General features: G+C 73.7%; 16 protein-coding genes and 1 pseudogene. 10 read left to right on the top strand and 7 right to left on the bottom strand.

The window, feature by feature from the left end:
• Positions 1 to 57 precede the first annotated feature (57 nt).
• The gene (locus ABD437_RS02210; RefSeq protein ID WP_344647018.1) at positions 58 to 660 is read left to right on the top strand and encodes a VOC family protein; all 603 of its coding nucleotides are present in this window, start codon (positions 58 to 60) and stop codon (positions 658 to 660) included.
• A gap of 49 nt (positions 661 to 709) precedes the next feature.
• On the opposite strand, the gene ABD437_RS02205 is transcribed toward ABD437_RS02210, so the two are convergent.
• Entirely contained in the window at positions 710 to 1,162 is a 453-nt protein-coding gene (locus ABD437_RS02205) for a hypothetical protein (RefSeq protein WP_344647017.1), read from the bottom strand.
• Between the two features lie 90 nt (positions 1,163 to 1,252).
• On the opposite strand from ABD437_RS02205, the gene ABD437_RS02200 reads away from it, so the two are divergent.
• Both ABD437_RS02200 and ABD437_RS02195 read left to right on the top strand, forming a co-directional pair.
• Entirely contained in the window at positions 1,253 to 3,931 is a 2,679-nt protein-coding gene (locus ABD437_RS02200; protein WP_344647016.1) for a helix-turn-helix transcriptional regulator, read from the top strand.
• A complete protein-coding gene (locus ABD437_RS02195) occupies positions 3,928 to 4,080 on the top strand; it encodes a hypothetical protein (RefSeq protein ID WP_344647015.1) in 153 nt (50 codons plus the stop codon). The genes ABD437_RS02200 and ABD437_RS02195 overlap by 4 nt, the downstream gene beginning before the upstream one ends.
• Before the next feature lie 183 nt (positions 4,081 to 4,263).
• Here ABD437_RS02195 and ABD437_RS02190 read toward each other — a convergent pair.
• A pseudogene (locus tag ABD437_RS02190) lies at positions 4,264 to 4,409 on the bottom strand (DUF418 domain-containing protein); the annotation flags it as partial.
• A 120-nt stretch (positions 4,410 to 4,529) separates the two neighbouring features.
• On the opposite strand from ABD437_RS02190, the gene ABD437_RS02185 reads away from it, so the two are divergent.
• Positions 4,530 to 4,940 carry a TetR/AcrR family transcriptional regulator C-terminal domain-containing protein gene (locus ABD437_RS02185; RefSeq protein WP_344647014.1) on the top strand — a complete coding sequence of 137 codons (411 nt, stop codon included), beginning with the start codon at positions 4,530 to 4,532 and terminating at the stop codon, positions 4,938 to 4,940.
• Between the two features lie 39 nt (positions 4,941 to 4,979).
• Here ABD437_RS02185 and ABD437_RS02180 read toward each other — a convergent pair whose 3' ends face one another.
• Entirely contained in the window at positions 4,980 to 5,765 is a 786-nt protein-coding gene (locus tag ABD437_RS02180; protein WP_344647013.1) for an SGNH/GDSL hydrolase family protein, read from the bottom strand.
• 74 nt (positions 5,766 to 5,839) lie between these two features.
• On the opposite strand from ABD437_RS02180, the gene ABD437_RS02175 reads away from it, so the two are divergent.
• Positions 5,840 to 6,535 carry an ADP-ribosylglycohydrolase family protein gene (locus ABD437_RS02175; protein WP_344647012.1) on the top strand — a complete coding sequence of 232 codons (696 nt, stop codon included), beginning with the start codon at positions 5,840 to 5,842 and terminating at the stop codon, positions 6,533 to 6,535.
• Between the two features lie 37 nt (positions 6,536 to 6,572).
• Here the strand turns inward: ABD437_RS02175 and ABD437_RS02170 are convergent, their stop codons facing one another.
• From ABD437_RS02170 to ABD437_RS02155, 4 genes are all read right to left on the bottom strand, one after another.
• Positions 6,573 to 8,540 carry a GTP-binding protein gene (locus tag ABD437_RS02170; protein WP_425558069.1) on the bottom strand — a complete coding sequence of 656 codons (1,968 nt, stop codon included), beginning with the start codon at positions 8,538 to 8,540 and terminating at the stop codon, positions 6,573 to 6,575.
• A 144-nt stretch (positions 8,541 to 8,684) separates the two neighbouring features.
• Positions 8,685 to 11,456, bottom strand: coding sequence for an AfsR/SARP family transcriptional regulator (locus ABD437_RS02165; protein WP_344647010.1), 2,772 nt, complete (start codon positions 11,454 to 11,456; stop codon positions 8,685 to 8,687).
• Between the two features lie 230 nt (positions 11,457 to 11,686).
• Positions 11,687 to 14,206 (bottom strand): helix-turn-helix transcriptional regulator, encoded by a 2,520-nt coding sequence (locus ABD437_RS02160; RefSeq protein WP_344647009.1) that lies wholly within the window; start codon positions 14,204 to 14,206, stop codon positions 11,687 to 11,689.
• Positions 14,203 to 16,644: a LuxR C-terminal-related transcriptional regulator gene (locus tag ABD437_RS02155; RefSeq protein WP_344647008.1), complete on the bottom strand. Its 2,442-nt coding sequence runs from the start codon at positions 16,642 to 16,644 to the stop codon at positions 14,203 to 14,205. Before ABD437_RS02155 ends, ABD437_RS02160 begins: the two co-directional genes overlap by 4 nt.
• A gap of 220 nt (positions 16,645 to 16,864) precedes the next feature.
• Between ABD437_RS02155 and ABD437_RS02150 the strand changes: the two genes are divergently transcribed.
• From ABD437_RS02150 to ABD437_RS02130, 5 genes are all read left to right on the top strand, one after another.
• Entirely contained in the window at positions 16,865 to 17,656 is a 792-nt protein-coding gene (locus ABD437_RS02150) for a SigB/SigF/SigG family RNA polymerase sigma factor (protein ID WP_344647007.1), read from the top strand.
• Between the two features lie 23 nt (positions 17,657 to 17,679).
• On the top strand, positions 17,680 to 18,702 hold the full coding sequence (locus ABD437_RS02145; protein WP_344647006.1) for a DUF4331 family protein: 1,023 nt from the start codon (positions 17,680 to 17,682) through the stop codon (positions 18,700 to 18,702).
• 5 nt (positions 18,703 to 18,707) lie between these two features.
• Positions 18,708 to 19,670: an SDR family oxidoreductase gene (locus ABD437_RS02140; protein ID WP_344647005.1), complete on the top strand. Its 963-nt coding sequence runs from the start codon at positions 18,708 to 18,710 to the stop codon at positions 19,668 to 19,670.
• The gene (locus ABD437_RS02135; RefSeq protein ID WP_344647004.1) at positions 19,667 to 20,518 is read left to right on the top strand and encodes a universal stress protein; all 852 of its coding nucleotides are present in this window, start codon (positions 19,667 to 19,669) and stop codon (positions 20,516 to 20,518) included. Before ABD437_RS02140 ends, ABD437_RS02135 begins: the two co-directional genes overlap by 4 nt.
• Before the next feature lie 22 nt (positions 20,519 to 20,540).
• Positions 20,541 to 21,120: AAA family ATPase (locus ABD437_RS02130; RefSeq protein WP_344647003.1), on the top strand; the 580-nt coding region annotated here is incomplete at its 3' end.

The raw sequence follows: 21,120 nt of genomic DNA, 5'->3' as shown, positions 1-21,120 counted from the left end.
GGCGTGGGTGCGGCCGAGGGTGGAGCGGACATCACAGCGATTCCCCGAGGAGAAGCCATGGATTTCGCGATCGAAGTTGTCGTCCTCCCGGTCTCGGACGTGGACCGCGCGAAGGACTTCTACACCCGGCTGGGCTTCCGGGAGGACGTCGACCACCGCGGGCCGGACGGCTTCCGGGTCGTGCACGTCACTCCGCCGGGCTCGGCGACCTCCCTCGTGATCGGCAGCGGGATCACCGACGAACCTCCCGGTGCGTCGCAGGCCGTGCACCTCGTGGTGGACGACGTCGTGGCCGCCCGCGCCGAACTCGAGGCCCGCGGCGCCCGGCCGAGTGAGGTCTTCCACGACGCGGGCGGTGTCTTCCACCACGCCGGCGTGGTGGGCCGCGTCCCCGGTCCGCATCCGGACCGGCAGTCGTACGGGTCGTTCCTGACGTTCACCGACCCCGACGGGAACCTGTTCGTGGTGCAGGAGGTCACCACGCGCCGCCCCGGCCGCGTCGACCGGGTCGTCTACCGGTCGGTGGACGAGGTGGAGAAGGCGCTGGTCGACGCGGCCCGCGCGCACGGCGAGCACGAGAAGGAGATCGGCCGGGCGGACGAGAACTGGCCGGCCTGGTACGCCGCCTTTCTGGCCCGTGCCGCCGGGCTCGGTGCCTGATCCCACCGGGCGGCGTCGGTCCCGCCGGGGCGGGACCGACGTGCGGCGCTCAGCCCCGCGAACCGTACCGGGCCTCGATGGCGGTGACGGTGTTGCTCAGGGCCTTGTCGAGCTGGCCCTTCGCGACCGTTCCGAGCAGGAACCCGACGATTTTCCCCTTCAGGTTCTTCCCCTCCCGGACGACCACGGCGTCCAGGACGGTCATCCCGTCGGCGCGCCGCGTGAGGGTGTACGTGTGGCCGGAGGCCCCGCCCCACAGGTTGGAATCGATCGTCGTCATCACGATGCGGTTCGGGTCCGACCAGTCGTACCGGAGCCGCTCCCAGACGCCGCCGGATCCTTCGGTCACGTCGGCCCGGGTGGGGCCCCGGTCGTGCACCTGGAGCCGGTCGTCCGCGCTGGCGCTGAAGAGCGTCGAACGGCCGGGGCCGAAGTCGGTGATCCCGGCGACGAGCTGCTCCGGTGTGGCCGTGGTGGTCTTGCTCATGCGAATGATCGACATGCGCAGAGCGTCGCCGGAGAACCGGAAGGATCGCGCCCGTGGTGGACACTGGTCCGCACCCGGGTGTCACCGGTGAGACGAAGGAGAGACGTGCTGCTGGGGCGAGGGCGCGAGTGCGATGCCCTGGACGGCCTGCTGCGTAACGTCCGGGCCGGGCGGAGCGGTGTGCTGGTGCTGCGCGGTGAGCCCGGCATCGGGAAGAGCGCCCTCCTGGACCACGTGGCCGGGCAGGCCGCGCCGGGCCGGGTCGTGCGCGTGGCCGGCGTCGAGGTCGAGGTCGACATCGCCTACTCCGGGCTCCAGCAGCTGTGCGGACCGCTGCTGCCCCACCTCGGCGCGCTGCCGGGTGTGCAGGCCGCGGCGCTGTCCACGGCGCTCGGGCTGACCACCGGGAGCCCGCCGGAGCTGCTCCCGCTCGGCCTGGCGGTGCTGAGCCTGCTCGCCGAGGCCGCGTCCGAGCGGCCGATCGTCGGCGTCGTCGACGACGCGCAGTGGTTGGACCGGATGTCCGGGCTCATCCTCGGTTTCGCCGCCCGCCGCCTGGACGCCGAGTCGGTCGCGTTGATCTTCGCGACCAGGGAACCGAGCGACGACTCCGTTCTCGGCGGGCTGCCCGAGCTCCGGGTCGGCGGGTTGCCCGTCGGCGCGGCGCGGACGCTGCTGGACTCCGTCCTACCGGAGCCGGTCGACGCCGCGGTCCGGGAGCGGCTCCTCGCCGAGGCCGGTGGCAATCCGCTCGCGCTGCTGGAACTGCCGCGGGGTTCGTCCTCGGCCGAGTTGGCGTTCGGGTTCGGTGGTCATCGCACCACGCCGGTCGCCGGGCGGGTGGACGAGGGCTTCCGGCGGCGGATCGCCGCGCTCCCGGCCGAGACCCGGGTCCTGCTGCTGGCCGCCGCGGTCGAACCGACCGGCGACGCCCCGCTGCTGCTGCGAGCTCTCCAGCTGCTCGGCGTCAAGCTCTCGGCCGCCGAACCGGCCGCCACCGAGGGCCTGCTCGAGCTGGGGGCGGCCGTGCGGTTCCGGCATCCGCTCGTCCGGTCGGCGAGCTGGCGGTCCGCCGACGCCACGCTGCTGCGTGAGGTCCACGCGGCGCTGGCCGACGCCACCGACCCGGCCGACGACCCGGATCGCCGCGCCTGGCACCGTGGCCACGCGGCGCTGGAACCCGACGAGGAGGTGGCCGGGGAACTGGCCGCCGCCGCCGGCCGGGCGCTGGCCCGGGGAGGCCGGGCCGCGGCCGCCTCGTTCCTCGAACGTGCGGCGGTGCTCACCCCGGATGCGGACCGGCGGGCCGCCCGGCTGCTCGCGGCCGCGCGTGCCCACCTCGCCACCGGTGCGACCGCGGCCGTGGCCGGTCTGCTGGCCGCCGCCGAGCTCGGGCCACTCGACGCGCGTCTGCGTGCCGAGGCCGGCCGGCTCCGAGCCCGCGCGGCGTTCCTGGGCGACTCGGGTGCCCGGTCCGGTCCGGTGCTGCTCGACGCGGCGGCCGTCCTCGCGGAACTCGACGGCACCGCGGCGCGGGAGACCGCCCTGCTGGCCTTCGCCGCCGCGATCCACGGCGGCCGTTCCGGCGATCCGGACGCGCTGCGCCGCACCGGGGAGGCGGCGAGTGCGCTCCCGCGCGGCGACGATCCGGCCGGGCGGCTGCTGGACGGCCTGATCGCCCGGAGCGTCGACGGGGATGTGTCCCGGGCGGCGGCACCGGAAACGACCGACGATCCGGAGGTGCTCTGGCTGTCGGCGACGGTGGCGCTGGACCGGCTGGACCAGGCGACGCTGGATCGGCTCACCGTCCGCGGCGTGGAGAACGCGCGCCGGAGCGGAGCACGGTCGGCCCTTCCGGTCGCGCTGGCCGGCCGGAGTGAGGCGCTGCTCGCCGCGGGACGCCTGGCCGAGGCGCGGATCCTTCTCGACGAGGCGCGGACGATCGCCGAGGCGACCGGCCGGCCGAGCCGTCTGGGCACCCGCGCTCTCGTCGCCGCTCATCAGGGGCGGGAGAAGGAGGCCGAGGAGGAGATCGGAGCGGCCGAGCGCACCGCGGCGATCACCGGCGTCGGTCGCCTGATCGGGGTCGCGGCGCTGAGCCGGGCCGTGCTCCGTAACGGTCTGGGGCACTTCCCGGCCGCGCTGGCCGCCGCGCGCGCCGGCACGGAGTTCCCCGACCTGTCGCTCTACCCGCGGTTGCTGAGCGAACTGGTCGAGGCCGCGAGCCGGGCCGGGGCGCCCGCCGCCGCGGCGGAGGCCCGCGACCGGATCGCCGAACTGGCCACCGCGGCCGGCACACCGTGGGCCCTCGGCGCGCTGGCGTTGGCGGAGGCGCTGACCGGCCCCACGTCCGGAGCGGAGGCGCGGTTCCTGGCGGCGATCGCGCACTTCGACGTCGACCTGCTGGCGTTTCCGCGTGCGCGAGCGCGGTTGCTCCACGGCGAATGGCTGCGCCGGGAGAACCGCCGCGTCGACGCCCGGACGGCGCTGCGCGCGGCCCACGAGGCCTTCACCGCGATGGGGGCGGACGCGTTCGCCGATCGCGCCGCACGGGAGCTGACGGCCACCGGCGAGACCGTGCGCAAGCGTTCCGCGGACGCGCGCGACGAGCTGACGCCGCAGGAGACGCAGATCGCCCGGCTCGCGCTGGACCACCGCACCAACGCGGAGATCGCCGCGATGATGTACCTGAGTCCCCGCACGGTCGAGTGGCACCTGCGCAAGGTGTTCACCAAGCTCGGTATCTCGTCCCGCCGGGAACTGGCGACCGTCCTCGGCGAATGAGGCCCGGCCCGGGTGGCGACTCGCTTCTCGCCGCGGGCAGCGGCGCTGCCGTCACACTGGCCCTGCCGGACGTCGCCGTCGCCGGCGACCGGACGCCCACCACCGTCGATTCGATCCTGGGCATGGTGCTGTCGCTGCTCACGTCGTGATGCCGGGAGCGGGCCGATCGTTGTCCCCGGACGCTGCCGGCATTCCGTGGTCGCGGGCCGCGACCGCGCGGACACGGCACCGTCGGGTAGCTCGGGCGCGATGAGGAACGGTGGGCGTTCGGCGTTCGTCAGCCAGCGCAAACCCCACTCCACCGGGCCGTATCGGAACCGGCGCAGCCAGAGTGCGCCGGCTGCCAGCCGCGCGCCGAACGCCGCGAGCGCGAACGCCATCAACGCGAGGGGGAGAACGTCCCCGCGAGCCCGGCGCCGACACCGCTGAACACGATCAGGCCGATCGCCGACTGGGCCAGATAGGCAGTGAGCGCCATCCGCCCGGCGGGGGCCAGGGCGCGGCGTACGGCGCCGGACCGGTGCATGAGCCGCAGCAGCGTCGGCTCCGCGGGCCAGCGCTTCGTCCCGTCGTCGACGAACGAGTCGAACTCCGGATCGTGCACCAGGTTGCCGTCCGCGCCGCCGGCCCGCGGTCGCTGCGCTGGCTCGACCGGGCGCTGGCCGCGCTGGACGGCACCGGGCTGGAGCACGGCGAACAGCTCACCGTGGCGACGACGCTCACCGGGTACGCGTCCCAGCAGGCCGGTCCGGCGTTCGCCCTCACCGGTGGGGGCGAAGGTCCGGCGACGGGCCCGATCGAGGGCCTGGCCGACTACGGCCGGATCCTCGGGGAGGTCCTGGACCCGGAGCGGTATCCGGCGCTCTCGGCCGCGGTCGCGCGGAACGCGTTCGGTGCGGCGCCGGACTGGATCGACGACGCCGGCTTCTGCTTCGGGCTCGAGCTGCTGCGCGACGGGGTGCAGGCGCTCATCGCCCGCCGCGCCGATACTCGTCCGGACGCGACCTGACGACTGGGCGCAGCTGCCCGTCACCGGGGTGCCGCCGGGTCAGGCGCTGAGCTGCCAGCCTTCCGCGGCCAGGGTCTCGGCGATGAGGAGGTGACCGGCGGCGTTGGGGTGGTCGCCGTCGGCGGCCAGCAAGCCGGTCGGGTCGGACGAGCCGTCACCCTTGAACGGCGCGTAGAGGTCGACGCAGACCGCGCCGGCGTCCGCCGCGCCGCCGCAGATCGCGGTGTCGGCCAGCTCGGTCACCTGCTCGGCGAGGGTGGTGTAGTCGGTGCCCAGGTCGTCGGCGGCGTTCCCGTCGCGGAAGACGTTCCAGTAGTCGGTCACCAGGATCGCGGTCGGGTAGCCGCCCCGCAACGTCCGGATCCGGTGCACGATCGCGGCCACGTCGGTGCGGACCGAGTCGGCGACCGGGCGGAAACACGCCAGATCGCAGTCCCCGGACTCCCAGTCGTCGAGCGCGGGAGCGAAGTCGTTCGCGCCGATCGTGACGATCAGGATGTCGCTGCCGGCCACGCGTCGGGCGGTGCCGGTGTCACCGGTCAGCGAGGCGCGCAGTTGTGTGCTCGTCTGGCCGGGCACGCCGAGGTTCTCGGTCGTCACCCGGTGCCCGGTGGCCTGCCGCGTCAGGGCCGCGTAGGAGTCCACGAACGCCGCGCAGTCGCAGGCCGACCCCGCAGTGACCGAGTCGCCGAGCGCGGTCACCGTCCACCGGCCGGGCGTCGGCGCGATCGCCGCGGCCCCGGCCGGCCGGGGGCCGGATCCGCCGCACGCGCCGATGACCAGCACGCAGGCGAGCAGCACCTGAACCGCGGAACGAAGTCTCACTGAGAAGAACGGTAGCCCGCGACGATAGGTATCGGCTGTGCCCGGCCCACGCCGTGTGGCAGAGTCGGCACTCCATGACGACAGCCGACGACCTCTGCCGGGACAGCCTCGACGGCCTGTCGGTGGGCGACGCACTGGGCGCGCAGTTCTTCGTTCCGGGTACCTCGCTCGCGCAGCTGGCGGTGGGCCGGCTACCGCCGCCGTGGCCGTGGACCGACGACACCGAGATGGCGTGCTCGGTGGCGGTCGAAACCCGACGCACCGGCGGCGTCGACCAGGACCGTCTGGCCGCGTCGTTCGGGGAGCACTTCGAGCCCTACCGCGGTTACGGCGGTGGCGCGGTCGTGCTGCTCCGCCAGATGGCGGTAGCCGCCGCCGAAGCCGGACGGGCACGCGCCGAACGCCGAAGGCCGGAGCCGGCCGAACTCCTGGACACGGTGCTGGACCATCTGGTCGACAGCCGGGTCACGGCCGGAATCGAGCGGGCCCGGCGACTGCTCGGGGCGGACGCCGGCGAGGCGGCCTACGAACTGGGCAACGGTGCCCGGGTGCTGGCTCAGGACACGGTGCCGTTCACGCTGTGGACAGCGGCCACCTTCCTCCACGACTATCCCGCGGCGATCCTCACCTGCATCCGGGCCGGCGGGGACGTCGACACCACCGCGGCCATCGTCGGGGGCATCGTCGCCACCTTCACCGGCACCGGACCGGGCGGTATCCCCGGCGACTGGCTGGCGGCCCGCGAACCGCTACCGGACCGGAGCACCTGACGGCGCCGGGCCGCGCGGGGGTGAGGCCGGCGCCCGCTCACCCGGCCGCGCGTCGCGGTTTGGCCCGGAACCACGTTTCGCGGTCGTGCGGGTCCGGTCCGCGTCGCGGCTGCACCGGCACGTCCGCGCCGGTGACCGGCGCGTAGTGGTCGAACCGGTTGGTCAGCACCGCCTCGCCTCCGGTGAGGTCGGGCAGGGCCGCCACCACCGGCGGCACCTGTGCGGACGGCAGGGTGCCGCTCACCTCCAGGTACCCGTCCCCGGACGCGCTGTCCAGAATGATCGCGCCGAGTCGGCCGAACAGCGCCAGCGCCGGGTCGACGGCGGACGGCGGCAGGTTCACGTCGAACCGCTCGACCGGCTGGCACACCCGGCTGCCGGCCCGGCGCAGCGCGGCGGTCACCACGACCGGGGCCAGGTTGCGGAAGTCGGCCGCCACCGTCGAGAACGCCTTGTTGAACTTCTGGTGCGCGTGACTCTGCCGCGGCCAGTACTGCGAGGACGTCATCGTGACCACGCAGTCGGTGACCGGCCAGCCGTACCGGCCCTGCTGCAACGCCGCCCGCACGCCCTCCTCGGTGGCCGCGATGAACGTCGGAGGGAGCCGGCCCGGTTCGATCCCGGGCCGGAACTCGATGCCGTGGCCGACCGGGGCGGCCTCGATGCGCAGCCCGAGCCCGGCCAGGTACGGGTTGCCGCGCTCCTTGATCCGGTCCTCCGCGGCGCCGGTGCCGACGACGCGTTCGATGCAGGCGATCACCGTGCCGGAGAAACGCACCTCGACGCCGTACCGGTCCAGCAGCAGGGCGGCGAGCACCTCCTTCTGGACCTCGCCGTGCAGGCGGATCACCGCCTGCTGCTGGTGCTCGTCGAGGCGCAGATCGACCAGTGGGTCCTCGTCGGCCAGCTCGGCGAGCCCGGCGAACATCGCCAGCCGCCGCGCCGGGTCCACCGGTTCGACGACCGTCTGCCGGGTCGGCGGCGGGAACCGGTAGGCGTGCCGGCGGGGCGGATCGCCGACACGCTGGCCGATCCGGGCGGACAGGCCACGCACCGCCGCGATCTGACCGGCCGTCACCGCCGGCCGGACCTGGACGCCACCGGGCTCGCTGACGGCGATCTCGGTCACCGTCTGCGGCCGGCCGCCGACCAGTTCCACCCGATCCCGTACGCGCAGGTGCCCGGACCACAACCGCAGCCAGACCCGTCGCCCACGGTCGTCCCGGTCGACGGCGAACACGGTGCCGGCCATCGGAGCGTCCGGCTCCGCGTCGAGCGGCAGCAGTTCGGCCAGGACCTGACGCAGCTCCGGCATCCCGGCCCCGGTGATCGCCGAACCGCACACCACCGGCGTGATCCCGCCGTACCGGACCGCGTGCCGGATCGCGCCGCTCACCTCGCGGTCTCCCACCGGCTCGTCGGTCAGCCAGCGCGTCGCCACGGCGTCGTCCACCTCGGCCACCGCCTCCAGCACCGATGCGGTGCTCAGGCCGACCGGCCGCACCCGGGCGTCCCGGCCGCCCTGCCCGGTGACCGCGGCCAGCACGACCGGCTGCGCCGCGAGGCGGCGGCGCAGCTGGGTCACCGCACGGTCGACGTCGGCGCCCCGGCGGTCCACCTTGTTGACGAACACCACCGTCAGCACGCCGATGCGGCGCAGCGCCCGCCAGATCGCCACGGTCTGCGGCTGGACGCCCTCCACCGCGGACACCACCAGCACGGCGGCGTCCAGCACGGCCAGCGACCGCTCGACCTCCGCGATGAAGTCCGGGTGGCCCGGGGTGTCCAGCAGGTTGATCCGCAGGTCATCCAGGACGATCGACGTGACGGCCGCCCGGATGGTGATGCCGCGACGGCGCTCCAGGTCCATCGAGTCGGTGCGGGTGGTGCCCTCGTCGACGCTGCCCAGCCGGGTCACCGCGCCCGACTCGTACAGCAGGCGTTCGGTCAGGCTGGTCTTCCCGGCGTCAACATGGGCGACGATTCCCAGATTCAACAACGACAAAGCACAACTCCACGGCAGAACGGTCCAGGGCCGAAGGCGTGGAAGCTGCGCGCATTGTCACTCCAATTGTGTAGGTACGCCGGATCTCAGGTCTATCCGCTGCGGCGACGGCGCGCCACCCATTTACCGGCGCCCGTGTGTCGATCACGCCGATTCGGCGAGCCGGGACTGCAGGATCCGAGCCAGCGGGCCGGTCGAGTCGCCGAGTGCGCTCCGCGCTTCCCTCCACGCGGCTCGCCCGGCCACGTGGTCGCCGCTCTGATGACGCAGGTCACCGACGGCCAGCAGCACCTCGGCGCAGGCCGCGGGCGTACCGGACCGCCGGTAGCTGTCGGCCGCGCGGAGCCAGTGGTCGACCGCGGCCCGGCTGTCGCCGTTCTGCCGATACGTCCGGCCCAGCAGATCCCAGCCGTGGCCGGCGCCGCGTACGTCGCCGGCGGCGTTCGAGAGCGACAGCGCTTCCCGCAGTAGCGGTATCGCCTCGGACCGTCGGCCGAGCGCGGCCACGTTGGCCGCGACGGCGCGCAGCGCGGCGGCCTGACCGCGGACGTCGTCGAGGCGCCGGTAGCGGTCCAGCGCGTGCCCCCCGTGGCGGACGGCGTCCGCGAACCGGCGCTGAGCCCCTCGCACGTAGGCGGAGTTCAGGTCGACGACGGCGAGCTGAGCATCGTCTCCGATCGACTCGGCGATCCGCCGGGCGTGCCGCAGGTGGGCCCGGGCGGCGTCGAAGTCGCGGAGCATGTACAGCGCACCGGCCAGGCTCCGCGACAGCCGCGCTCGTCCCGGCACGTCACCGAGGGCGACCGCGGCCTCCACACCGGCGGCGGCGATCCGGGCCCACTCCGGGATCCGGCCGCTGACGTGCAGGTAGTCCTGCAGGGACAGTGCGAGGTGCGCGGTGATGTCCGGAGCGTCGTGCGCTCGTGCCCCGGCGACGACATCGAGGAGCGCCTGCCGCTCCGCCGTGAACCACGCGATCGCGTCGCCGACGTTCTCGAAGCGCAGCGGCGTCACACCGGCGACCACCGGAGGCGGATCCGGTGCGGCCAGCTGGGGTTCGAGCCAGAGGTGGGCGGCGTGCGCCGAGGCACGGTAGTGCTCGTACACCCGGATCGCTGCCGTCCGGCGCGGCCCGGCGGCATCCACCGAGGTGCCGAGGTCCTCCGCGTTGGCCCGCAGCAGACCGTGCTGCCGGTACCGCCCGGCGCGGTGGTGCACCAGCGTGTGAGAGGCCAACTCGCCCAACAGCGCCGCCGCGCTCCGGGTGTCGACGCCGGCGAGTGCGGCGGCCGACTCGACGGTGAGGTCCGGCCCGGGATGCAGCGGCAAGAGGCGGAACAGGTCGGCCGCGCCCGTCGTCAGCGCCTGATAGGAGAGAGCGAAGACCGCACGCAGATCGGTCGCCGCGTCCGGTCCGAAGCCGAAGAGGTCACGGCCCCGGGCCAGCTCGGCGGCGATCTCCGCGAGGGGGAGCTCCGGCGTCCGCGCGGCCCGCGCCGCCACCAGCGCCAGCGCCAGCGGCAACCGGCCGCACCGCGTCACGATCTCGTCCACCGCGGCGGACTCCGCGGCTACCCGCTCCTCACCCAGCCGCCGGGCCAGGAACAGGTGGGCCTCGCTCCGGGACGGCAGGCCCAACGGCAGCGGATGCCCGCCGTCCTTGCTGATCAGAGAAGTCAGGCGGAGACGGCTGGTGACGATCACCAGGCTCTCGGGAGAAGCCGGGAGCAGGTGACGCAACTGCTCGTGGTCACGGCAGTTGTCCAGCACGATCACCATGCGTCGACCGGCCACGACGCTCCGGAACAGACCGGTCAGCGCGTGCAGCTCCGACGGGAGGCCGGACGGTCGGACGCCGAGCGAGCTCAGGAAGCCGCGCAACGCTTCCTCCGGCGCCATCGCCGCGTCCCTGCTGCTGAAGCCGCGCAGGTCCACGTAGAGCTGCCCGTCCGGGTAGTGGGCGGCCAACCGGTGGCCGAGATGCACGGCCAGGGTGGTCTTGCCGACGCCGGGCATCCCGTCGATCGCCAGCGCGACCGTCGGCCGGTTCCGGCGCCGATCCTCGGCCAGCAGACCCTCGGCTCTCGCCAGCACGTCCACACGGCCGCTGAAGAAGGGAAGGTCCGGGGGAAGCTGCGCCGGAACCGGCGTGGCCGACCGGGGGCCGGGCGGCGCGGTGCGTCGGTGCAACAGTCGTTCGTAGGCGTCGAGCAGCTCCGGCGACGGGTCGATGCCGAGCTCGTCGTCCAGTTCCCGGCGCACCGAGTGGAAACGGTCCACCGCCTCGGCCTGGCGCCCGTCGGCGGCCAGCGCGAGGATCAGCCGCGCCTGCACGGCCTCGTCCAACGGGTTGAGCTGACCGGCCCGGCGGAGCGCCGGGATCACCGGGCCGACGGGGCCGTGCCGCAGCGCGATGTCCGCGGCGTTCCGCGCCACGAGCGTGCACTCCGCGTCGATCGCGACGAGCGTCGGGTGTACGCAGAGTCCGGCGGCCGCGGGGCCCCGCCAGAGCGCGAGCGCCTCGGCGTAGAGGCGGATCGCCCGGTCGGGCTCGACCGCCTCCCGTGCTCGATCGGCCAGGGCGCGGAACCGGAGCAGGTCCAGCGACGACTCCTCCACCTGGAGCCGGTAGCCCGTCGCGGTGCGGAGGACGTGGCGGCCGGTCGTGCGGATCGGCAGCGCCGGCTCGAGCACCCGCCGGAGCAGGCCGATGTGCCGATGGACGACGTTCACCGCACTGCTGGGCGGATCGTCTCCCCACAGGGTGTCCACCAGTTCGGCCACACCGACGGTCGAGCCCGCCCGAGCCAGCAGCAGAGCGAGCACGACGCGCTGCTTCCGTCCGCCGGCATCCACGTCGACGTCGTCTCGCCGGACACCCAGCGGGCCGAGGATCGTGAACCCGAGCATCGTCATCGCCACCCTCGCGGCGCGCCGGCGCGGCACTCGCCGGTCACCATACGGGTGGCCGGATCCAGGAATCGAGCAGGGTCGCTTCGGCTGCGGGTTCCGGTGGGGCGACCTCGTCGCTGGGCGCCGAGGTCGCGGAGTCCGGCGGGGAGGGGAGGGCAGGTTCGACGAAACGCATACGTCGACGCTAGGTACGCCGACGTCGTCGCACATCACCCCGGTTCCCCGGCCAGTACTCATTCCCGGCCCGTCACCAGCTCCACGAGCCCGGCACGATTGTGTACCCCGGTCTTGGCGTAGATGCGACGCAGATGGACCGCCACCGTGTGGGGCGAGAGGAAGAGCGCGTCCGCGATCGCCCGGTTGGTGCGTCCGGCCACCACTTCCCGGACGACCCGTTCCTCGCTGACGGTCAGCCCGAGCCCGAGCGTCGGCTCGGCGGCGCCGGTCGCGCGCAACCCCGAGGAGCGGAGCAGTTTGTCGATCCGCGCGGTCTCGCGGTGCGCACCGCAGGCGAACCACTGCGCCCGTGCCTCACGGAGAGCGTCGGCACGCTCCACCGGATCCGCGGAGACGTCCGCGAGGTCCTCGGACGCTTGAGCGCTGAGCATCGGACGCCCCAGCTCCCGGTAGGCCTCACGCGCCGCCCGGAGCGTCTCGGCTCGTCGCGCGATCGCTCCGTCCGCGTGCAGCGCGGCGGCGTTCGGCAGCGGAGCGTCGGTGGTCGACGCGAGCGCACGCAGAAAAGCGCTCAAGCGGGTCGCGTGCGTGGTCAGGCCGTGCCGCACCAGGATCCGGAGCCGAAGGATCTCGTCGGTGATGCCCCGGGCGATCGCGTACCGCGAATGGCCGTCCAGCCCCTCGGCGAGCCGGGCCCAGTCCGCCACCTCGTCGGCCGAGGTCGCCTCCACCGCCACCAGGAGGCCGATCGCCGCGGTCGTGCGTCGCGCGCTGTCGGTACCCAGCCGATGCTCGAGGACCGGCCGGAGCTCGGCCAGACCCGAGGCGTCCCCCCGGAGATGCGCGATGCGGACGAGCAGGTTGACGGTGTTCGTCTCGATCCGATCGGACGGTCCGACCGTGCGGCCGAGCTGCCGCGCGGCCCGGAGATTCGCCGCGGCGTCGGTCAGCCGTCCGGCCTCCATCTCGCAGGTGGCACGCACCATGAGCAGCGGCGGGATCGCGAACAGATGGCTGCGGCGCTCGGCTTCCTCCGCGCACGCGTCGAGCACGTGAACGGCTTCGTCGAGCCGGCCCAGGTCGGCGAGCAACTTGGCCCGGAAGATCGAACCGATCCACCACTCCGGTCCGTGGCTCCGATCGTCGGGGATCTCGCTCGCCAACGAGGCTTGGCGCAACGCCTCGACGAGATCGCCGGACGAGCTCACGCTCAACGTCCGGGCCAGACCCACGAGTGCGAACGCCCTGGCGTCGTCCGAGTCGGTGGCCAGCGCCGCGACCGTGTCGATCTCGGTCCGGTCGAAGACGTTCTGATAGGCGTCGCAGACCAGCCGCACCGCCCTCAGCCGCGCCTGCTCCACCGCGCTCGTCGGCCGGCTGAGCGCGCGGTCGGTCAGGTTACGGGCGGCCGCGGTCCGTGAGGAGAAGAACACCTCGGCGAGCGCGGAGCTCACGGACGGTGGGTGGTCCTCGTCCAGACGCGCGGCGGACGACTCGGCCGTGCCCGGATCGCCCCCCTGGACCGAGTAGGAGAGGAAGCGGGCCGTCGCCTCGTCGATGTCCGGCCGGGAGCGGGCCGTCGCCGCTTCGCGGTGGGCGAGCAGCGCCGCCGTGCCCAGGTCGCGCCGCGCCACCAGGTTCGAGAGATCGCGCAGCACGGCCGGGGCGAGCGGCGGAACCGGCTGTTCCCGGAGCACGCGGACGAGCCGGCTGACCTCGCCGCTGCGTGCGAGCGTCGTCAACACCCGGGAGACGTCGACGCCCGCGGCCGGGAACATGCGTCGGACCACGCGGTGGCTGAACCGCAGGTCGTGGCCGTCGTCGACGAGCACGCCGGCGTCCACGGCGGCGAGAAGGGTGTCGAGGATCGCCCCCACCGGCCGGTCGAGCACCTCGGCCAGGTCGTCGGGGGAGAACCGGAGGCCCAGAACCGCGGCGGCGGCCAACACGTCGTGGTCCTCCGCCCGCAGGCCGGTCCGCAGGCACTCCGGCCACCCCGGGCCGTCGGGGTCGGCGCGGCGGGCGGTCTCGACGACGTGGCGGGGAAACCGGGGCGATGCTCCGGAGGGAGCGCGTCCACCGACGCGGACCGCCAGGGTCTCGGCGTCCCGGTGGGACAGTTCGTCGATCCGGAACCGCCGCCCGACGGGGTGCGCCCGGATGCTCGGCTCGGCCGGATCGCCGGCGACGACCCACAGCAGGGCGGTGTCTCCGAGCGACGGCGGCGCCAGTTCGGCTGCCCGCCGGGTGCTCGCGTCGCAGTGACCGACGTCGTCGACGAGAACGATGACCGCATCGTAGGGCTCGGAGAAGGGTGCCGCCCGGCGGCGGAGCCGGGCCAGCCGGTAGAGCGACAGCGGACGCCCGTCGCCGGCGTGGATCCGGGGAAGGTCCGCGGCGACGGCGGCCTGGTCGACGACTCTCAGCAACGTGGTCAGGCCCGACCCGGGCGGGCCTTCCAGGACGACCGCGCCACCGCGTCCGGCACGGAGGTCCGCGAGCGCGTGGTCGAGCGCGGCGAGCGCTTCCTCCCGTCCGGACGTCAGGAGCGAAGCACGGACAGCGGCGCCGGTCATCGTGTCCGCACCCAGTCGCTCAATTCACTTCGGGACCGGATGTCCAGCTTGGCGTACACGTGACGCAGGTGGGTCGTCACGGTGTGCGGGGAGAGGCCGAGCTCCGCCGCGATCCGGCGCACCGATCCGCCCCGCGCGGCGGAATCGACGACCCGGCTCTCGGTCGGGGTCAGCGCGGGGGCGGTGGGGCGCTTCGGCGTCACCACCCGTCCGTGCAGGCCGAGGTGCCAGCGCACCCGCCACGCGTCCCGATCGGCGCCCAGCGCCGTGAGCCGCCCGTGGGCCTCTTCCATCAGCGCGGCTCCCGAGCGGTCTCCCGCCTCCAGCAGCACCGCGCCCTGGTCGGAGAGCGCGGCCACCTCGAGCAGCGGCCGTCCGAGCCGCTGCCAGCCCCGGCGGGCCCGGTCGAGCGCGGCCGCGTCCACCCGCACCACGCCGTGCAGATGGTCGGCCACCGTCACCGCCAGGGTGTGCCGGCCGCTGCGTTCGACGCGTGCCGCGGCCCGGTCGACGAGATCCTGACCGGCCCGCTGGTAGCCGTTGATGGTGAGCGCTCGGCCGATCAGTACCTCGTCCGCCGGGTCCAGCCAGGAGACCGCCGGCAGCGAGTCCGGGTCGACCGAGCGGCGATCGGGCGCGCTCGTTCCCTGCGCGTCGTCGAGGAGGAAGTACCACCAGCCTCGGCGGCCGAAGGCCTCGGTCCCCGGCTCGGCGCCCGACCGGTCGAGGATCGCGCGCAGTTCGTCGAACTCCGCCCGAGCACCCTGATGGAGCGCCACCTTCAACCGCACCGAGAACGCGATGGCCTGCAGCCGGTCGTCGACCCCGTCCGCGACGTCCCACAGCCGCTGCGAGAGGGTGGCCGCGAGCACCGCGGCGTCGTCGGCGTCGCTCAGACGGCCGAGAGCGAGATGGGCGAGGGCCCGCTCGGCGTGCAGGAACCGGGTGGCGAACGGTTGCGCCGCGTCGAGGGCGTCGAGGAGACCCCCGATGCGCCGCAGACCCTCCCGCGGATCGTCGAGCACGGTGACCAGGTGCGGGCCCCAGATCATCTCCGGCATCCACTCGGCCGTCGGTGCGCCCGAGCGCCGCCAGGTCGCGTCCGCGAGTGCGGTCAGCGACGTCGCCCGCCGGTACTCGCCGCGGTAGAAGTGGCGAATGGCGTCGCAGGTCTGCAGGCGGGAGAGCGCGTCGTCATCGCCGCTGTCCTGTGCCTCCGCGAGCGCCGACGGCAGGCGCGCGTCGACGAGGTCGACCCGGCCCAGCGTCGACAGGCAACGCAGCTGGACGCTGTGCAGGCGGGCGCGGATGGCGGCCGGGACGCCGGGGATGGCCAGCGCCGCCGTCGTCAACTCGATCGCGCGTCGCGGTGCCCCCTCGAACCGGGCCAGCCAGAGCAGCACCTGGGCCTCGACCTCGGCTCGTCCGCGCTCGGCGAAGACGCGCTTCGCCAGCAGCCGGGCCTCGTCCACGCGGGAGGTCTGCCACAGCAACGGCAGGAGCCGCCAGGCGAGGTCGGTGAGCCGCTCGTCGTGGTCGGAGACGAGCGTCACCGCCGCACTGCCGTAGTCGGCGGCCGCCTCCGGATCGTCGTCGGCGAGTGCGTCCATCGCGTCGGTGAGAACGCTGAACGCGACGGCGTCGTGCGGCCGCGCCGAGGTCATCGTGCGCTCGGCGGCGAGAACCGTCGTGCCGACGTGCCGCTGCACGGCCCGCAGTGAGCCGCGCTCGAGCGAATGCCGGACCGACCGCGGCAGCCGGGTGCACAGCTGCTCCCGGTGCTCCGCGTGCCGCAGCACGTAGTGACCGGTGTCGAACGCGGCGACCCCGCGCTCGGACAGCGACCGGGCGGCGGTCGTGCAGACCTGGCGCGACTCGCCGCTCAACTCGGCCAGCTCATCGGCGGTCAGACCGAAGTCGGACGAGGCGAGCAGCCGCGCGAGCAGCAGTTCGACCCCTCCGAGCTCGTCGATACCCGCGGCCGGCCGGGTCTCGTGTTCCACGGCGGTACGCGCGATCCACGCGGGCGAGTCGCCGTCGACGCCGGGAGCGGAGTCCAGCCACTGCCGCGTGATCGCGTCGAGCGACTCCCGGTGGTCCACCAGCAGCAGGACGCCGACGTACGCGTCCAGTCCGCCGAGGTGTTCCTGGACGGCGCGGATCAGATACCGGGCCGCGCGACCGGGCAACCCGGCCGCGCTCATCCGGGGCGCGGTCGACGGGTGCCCGACCTCGCGGAGGCCGCGAAGGAGCCCGCCGACGGCGAAGGCGCGGAGCTGCGGGTCCGACCGAACGGGGACCACGAGAAGACCGGCGGCCCGCCCGGCTCGGGCCACCGGGTGCAGGTCGGTCTCCGAGGGGACGACGAGGGTACGTCGCCGACCGTCCACGGCGTCCCGGATCAGGGTCTCCACGGCGTCGCTCAGCTGCGGCGTCATCGTGAACACTCCCGTGCCTGGAATCGATTCCGGTGTCCGTTTCCACGGTAGTCGGACGTCAGCGGTGAACGCGACCGTACCGACGTGCATCCCTTCGTCACTCAATACGCATTGGCGATTCCTAGCGTCGTGACATCAGGTCTCGGCCCTCGCCCGGAGGGCCTCGAACGCCTCGGCCGCCCTCGCTGCGCCGCCGGCTCGTTCCTGTGGAAGGACGGACATGACTCTGGCCCCGATCGCTCCCGGCCGCGCCGATTACTCCGACTATCCGTCCGTCGCCCCGCTGTTCCAGGACTACAGCGCGTGTCCCGACGACGCTCCGGAACGCGCGGAGCTCCGGGAACGGCTCGCCCTGCTGCACCTGCCGCTCGCGGAGAACCTCGCCCGCCGGTTCGCCCGGCGCGGTGAGCCGGTCGACGACCTCGTCCAGGTCGCACGGCTGGGGCTGCTCAAAGCCATCGACCGCTTCGACCCCCGTCGCGAGGTCCCGTTTCTCGGCTTCGCGGTCCCGACGATCGTCGGTGAGATCCGACGCCACTTCCGCGACCGGGCCTGGTGCGTCCGGCCGCCGCGTCGCCTGCAGGACCTGCACCTGCGGATCAACGCGGCCACGACCGAGCTCCTCCGGCGTGACCACCACGCGCCGACGGCCCAGACGCTCGCTCGTCACCTGGGTGTCTCCACCGAGGAGATTCTCGAGGCGATCCAGCTCACCAACGCCTACGCCCCCATGCCGCTGGACGCCTCGGTGCGCTCCGAGCCGAACGGGCCCTCGCTGATCGAGTCGCTCGGCGAGGACGACCAGGCGCTGGGGCTGGTCGACGACCGCGAAGCCCTCAAACGACTGGTCCGGGAGCTCCCGGACCGGGAGCGCCGGATCCTCGCCCTGCGGTTCTTCGAGGACCGGACGCAGACCCAGATCGCGGCCGACGTCGGGGTCTCCCAGATGCAGGTTTCCCGGCTGCTCTCCGCGATCCTCGCCCACCTGCGGCGAGGACTGCTGAACGACTGATCCCCGACCGGAAGGAGAGAACGGTGTCGCACCACCTCGATTCCCCGCTCGCCCGGCAGGACCCGCGGTTGAACATCACCGACCAGTACGTCTTCGACGACCGCGACGGAACGATCTTCGTCCTCAACGCACGCACGTCCCTGGGCGGGGAGAGCACGCCGCCCGGCTTCCACGAGGAGGCGCGGTACGAGATCCGGATCCACCTCGACGACTCCGACATCGAGAACCTCACGTTCCGATTCGCCTTCGACCGCGGTAGCGACGGAAGCCAGCGGTACCGGCTCAGCCGCCTCGAGGGCGGTGACGCCGCGAACGACGACGCCCCCGGTGCCGACGTGTCCCAGGGGCGCACCGGACAGGTCGTCCGAACCAGCGAGGGTGTCGACGTCTGGGCCGGCCGTGCGCTCGACCCGTTCTTCCTCGACCTCGCGCAACTCGACGCCGTCGACCGGTTCGTCATTCATCGCGAGGACGCCGACCTCACCGGTTACCGGCCCGGCACGGCGACGAACACGTTCTCCGGAGCGACCGTCCAGAGCATCGTCCTGCGCATCCCGCACTCCGACCGCATGCTCTTCCCCCACCGGGATCTCCGGGTGTGGAGCACGTCCCGGCTGGCGACCGATGCGGGCGGTTGGCGGCAGGTCGGTCGGGCGGGCCTGCCGATGATCTGGCCGATCTTCCGCGATGCCCACGGCGCTGCCGCGAGCGCGGCCAACCGGACTCATCCCGGGCAGGATCGGGTGACCTACGGCCCGGCCATCCACGCCCTGGTCGCCGATGCCGTGCGCCGGCTGGGTACGTCGGTCCGCCCGGAGGCCTACGCGGACTCGGTGGTGGAACGGCTCACGCCGGACACGCTGCCGTACCGCACCGGAACTCCGGCGACGTTCGGGTTCGGCGTCTTCAACGGACGGCAGCTGGCGGACAACGCGCCCGAGGTGATGTTCTCGCTGGCGACGAACTCCGCGGTCAGCACCGGTCTTCCGCCCGGGGCGACGGCGGGCACCCGCTCGGAGTCGTTCCCGTTCGTCGTACCGAGGTGAGTGCGGTGGCGCGAGTACTGGTCACCGGTGGTAGTGGGTTCGTCGGGGCGCACACGGTCGTGCGGTTGCTCGAGGCCGGGTACGAGGTCCGTACGACGGTGCGGTCGTTGCGGCGGGCTGGTGTTGTGCGGGCGATGGTGGCTCGGCCGGGCGCTGCGCTGAGTGTTGTCGAGGCGGATCTGACGGCTGATGCGGGTTGGGCCGACGCCGTCGACGGCTGCGAGTTCGTTGTGCATGTGGCGTCGCCGTTTCCGGCGGGGGAGCCGTCGGACCCGGACGAGGTCATCGTGCCGGCCCGGGAGGGTGCGTTGCGGGTGCTGCGGGCGGCGCACGCGGCTGGTGTGCGTCGGACGGTGTTGACGTCGTCGTTCGCGGCGATCGGGTACGGAGCACCGGTGAACCGCCCCTACGACGAGTCGGACTGGACCGACCCGACCGGCGATCTGCCGGCCTACATCCGGTCGAAAGCGATCGCGGAGCGTGCCGCGTGGGAGTTCGCTGGTGCGGTCGGTGCGGAGCTGGTCGTGATCAACCCGACCGGTATCTTCGGCCCGGTCCTCGGCTCGGACTACTCGACGTCGGTGGGGTTGGTGCGCGCGATGCTCGACGGCGCGATGCCGACCGTCCCGAAAGCGTCGTTCGGGGTCGTCGACGTGCGTGACGTGGCCGACGCGCACGTGCGCGCGATGACGATCCCGGAGGCGGCGGGACAGCGGTTTCTGTGCACGTCGGGGCAGGCCGGGTGCAGTTATCTGGAGATCGCCCGGATTTTGCGGCGCCGGTTCCCGGAGCTGGCCGACCGGCTGCCGGTCGAGGAGGCGCCGGGGCCGGACGTGCCGGTGAAGGAGTACCGGATCGAGCGGATCCGGACCGTGTTGGGCTGGGATCCCCGCCCGGCCGAGGAAGCCGTGGTGGCCACGGCCGAGAGCCTGCTCGCTCTCCCGGGGACACCGGCAGGTGCACCGTGACCACACCGAGTCCGCACGTCGTGGTCGGAACCGACGGGTCGGAGGGCGCCGACCGCGCGGTGCGTTGGGCGGCCCGGGAAGCAGCGCTGCGCGGGCGGACCCTCCGCATCGTGCATGCGTTCATCTGGCCGTACCTGCGGGTCTCGACCGCCCCGGTGCCGGGCATGCGGGGCACCGGGCTCCGACGGATCGCCGAGGATCTCCTCCTCGACGCCGCCGCGGTGGCCCGCGCCGCGAGTCCCGGTGTCCGCGTGGTCACGGACCTCCCGGTGGGAGCCCCGATCGGAGTGCTGCTGGCCGCCGCCGACGACGCGGAGCTGGTGGTGATCGGCAGCGACGGGCTCGGTCGGCTGGACGGCCTGATCATCGGGTCGGTGGGCGTGGGGTTGATCGCCGGTTCCCGCGGTCCCGTGGTCGTCGTCACCGGCCCGGTCGCGGAACGGACCGACGAGCGCCGGGTCGTCGCGGGCGTCGGCGGATTCGACCACCGGAACGGACCGGCGCAGATCTCCGCCGTGCTGGACTACACCTTCCGGGACGCGACTCGGCGACAGGCGACGGTGACCGTCGTACATGCCACGGCCGGGCGGGAGGAAGGTCAGGACGGCACCGCGATCCGTGCCGCGGTCGCAGCGTGGTCCGACGACTACCCCCACGTCGACGTCCGCTACGTGGCCGACCGGCGGACACCGGCGGCCGCCCTCGTCGCCCGGGCGGACGGTGCCGAGCTGCTGGTGCTCGGCACCCACGGATGGGGTGGGTTCGCCGGTCTGGTGCACGGGTCCGTCGGCCAGGACGCACTCCGGCGCGCACCCTGCCCGGTGGCGGTGGTCCACAGCGGCACCTGACGGAGCGGGGTTAAATGTCCGCATGACCGCGGAGCCCCTCGTGATCGGCCGCGACACCGAACTCGACGAACTCGACCGCAGACTGCGGGACCTGCCCCGAGGCGGAGGGGCGCTGACGCTGGACGGCGAAGCGGGAATCGGCAAGACGGTGCTGGCCGCCGCGGCGACCCGGCGCGCGACGAACGCCGGATACCGGGTGTTGAGCGGCCACGGTGTCCGTGGCGAGGCGGGCGTCGGTTTCTCCGGGCTCCGGAGACTGCTGGAACCCGTGCTCGACCGTGCCGACGCGTTACCGGAACGGCAGCGCGTCGCGGTGCTGACCGCGTTGGGGTGCCTCGACGGTCCCCAACCGGGGCTGCTGTTGCTCGGCTTGTCGACGCTGGGGCTTCTCGACGAGATCGCCGCCGAGCGCCCTCTCGTGGTCGTGATGGAGGACCTCCACTGGGTCGATCCCTCCAGCCTCGACGTCCTCGGCTTCGTCAGCCGCCGCCTGTCCGATACGCCGATCCTGCTGCTCGCCACCCGGCGGCCGGATCCGCTCACGGACGGCGCGTCGCCCGCGTCGCTCGCCGGTGCGGTGGTCCGGCTCGCTCCGCTGAGCC

Origin of the sequence: Cryptosporangium japonicum (assembly GCF_039524755.1) — a bacterium.
In the GTDB taxonomy this organism is placed as follows: Bacteria; Actinomycetota; Actinomycetes; order Mycobacteriales; family Cryptosporangiaceae; genus Cryptosporangium; species Cryptosporangium japonicum.
This window is presented reverse-complemented; position numbering and strand designations above follow the sequence as displayed.